Raw genomic sequence first — 1860 nt, forward strand, 5'->3', positions numbered from 1 at the left:
TCACTCATGGTCTGCCTCGTCTCTTTTCGACAGACACTAGTTTAAACTGTTGTCCGGATATGTGGATCCACTATACACATCAGCTTTCGTCTTTGTACGATGCCCAGGGCAATAAGCAATTTCATTCGGTGATTGTGGTGACTGATCGCACTGTGCTTGATGCGCAATTGCAAGACACCATCGCCCAGTTTGAGCATACCGATGGCGTGGTCGGGCGGATCAATAATCAGGAAGGTGATGGTTCCAAATCAGAAAAACTCGCCAAGGCTTTGGAAAACTCGCAGCCGATTATTATCGTCACGATACAAACCTTTCCGTTTGTATTGAAGGCGATAGAAAACAGCGTCAGCCTGAAAGAACGTAACTGCGTAGTAATCGCCGACGAGGCGCATTCTTCACAAACCGGTTCCACCGCCCGGCAACTGAAAGAGGTGTTGATGGTAGAAGGCGTGGGCGATGATGAGGCGGAACTGACCACCGACGATATTCTGGATGCCGCAGTCGCCTCGCGTCGCGCTTCGAAAAACCTCAGTTACCTGGCCTTTACCGCCACGCCCAAGACCAAGACTTTAGAACTGTTTGGCCGCTTACCGCGCCCGGATGAAGCGCCGTCCAAGACCAATAAGCCCGCCGCCTTCCATGTGTACAGCATGCGTCAGGCGATAGAAGAGGGTTTTATTCTCGATGTGCTGAAGAACTACACCAATTACAAAGTCGCCTATAACCTGGCGATGAAGATGAAGGATGCCGATCAGGAAGTCGAGAGCAAGCGTGCCAAGGTCAAGCTGAATCAATGGGTGCGCCTGCACGACTACAACATCAGCCAAAAAGTGCAAGTGATCGTCGAGCATTTTACAACCCAAGTGATGGGTTTGCTGAACGGTCAGGCCAAAGCGATGGTCGTGACCAGTTCGCGCAAAGAGGCGGTGCGCTATAAGCAGGCTTTCGATAAGTACATCACCACCCAGGGCTATCAGAATATCCGCGCAATGGTGGCGTTCTCGGGTGAGGTGGAATTTACCGATAAAGATCCGAATTCAGAGGCGGTGCTGGGCAGTCAGTTCACCGAGATGAATATGAACCCGCTGCTCAAAGGACGCGACATGCGCAAAGCCTTTGATACCGACGACTACCAAGTCATGATCGTGGCGAATAAATTTCAAACTGGCTTCGACCAACCCAAGCTCTGCGCCATGTATGTGGATAAAAAGCTGGGCGGGGTGGAGTGCGTGCAAACCTTGTCGCGCCTGAACCGGATTTACCCGAGTAAGGCCGAGACCGGCACCTTCATTCTGGATTTCTTTAATGAACCGGAAGAAATCCTGGCCGCCTTCCAGCCTTACTTCCAGACGGCAGAGCTGGCCGATGTGTCTGACCCGGATTTGATTTTTGATTTGAACGACAAGCTGCGCGCTGCCGGTATTTTTAGCTGGACGGAAGTCGAGCAATTCTGCGCTGCCTTCTTTGTCAAGAGTAAGAGCAATGCGGCGATTGCGAATATCTGCAAACCCGCCGTAGAACGCTGGCAGAAACGCTATAAGTCGGCCGTAGAGGCGTACAAGCAAGCGCGCGATATGTTTGAACGAACTAAAAAGTTTAATGACGTCATCATGATTACTAACGCCGAAAATGCCTTCAAAGAGTGCAAGAAGGAAAAAGACGCGTTAGAAATTTTCAAGAAAGATCTCGGTACTTTTGTCCGCTTTTATGAATTCATGTCGCAGATCGTCGATTACGATGACAAAGACTTGGAAAAGCTCGGCCTGTACGCCCGCAACCTGCGTCCCCCATCTGTCAGACTACTTGTCGTGTAACTTTTTAAATTGAACCGATCTCATTGAAGTCTGTTTGTTTGTGTTT

At 50.1% G+C, this 1860-nt stretch carries 1 protein-coding gene; it reads left to right on the forward strand.

What is annotated here, in order from left to right; genetic code table 11:
* Window positions 1-59 precede the first annotated feature (59 nt).
* Window positions 60-1814 carry a type I restriction enzyme subunit R domain-containing protein gene (locus QN359_RS19645; RefSeq protein ID WP_323493410.1) on the forward strand — a complete coding sequence of 585 codons (1755 nt, stop codon included), beginning with the start codon at window positions 60-62 and terminating at the stop codon, window positions 1812-1814.
* The last annotated feature ends 46 nt before the right edge of the window (window positions 1815-1860 follow it).

The organism is Undibacterium sp. 5I2 (assembly GCF_035019605.1).
Taxonomy (GTDB): domain Bacteria; phylum Pseudomonadota; class Gammaproteobacteria; order Burkholderiales; family Burkholderiaceae_D; genus Undibacterium.

What these genes read in the sequence shown, in the direction of transcription:
- QN359_RS19645 (WP_323493410.1), top strand. Translation starts at nt 60, where the DNA reads ATGTGGATCCACTATACACATCAGCTTTCGTCTTTGTACGATGCCCAG.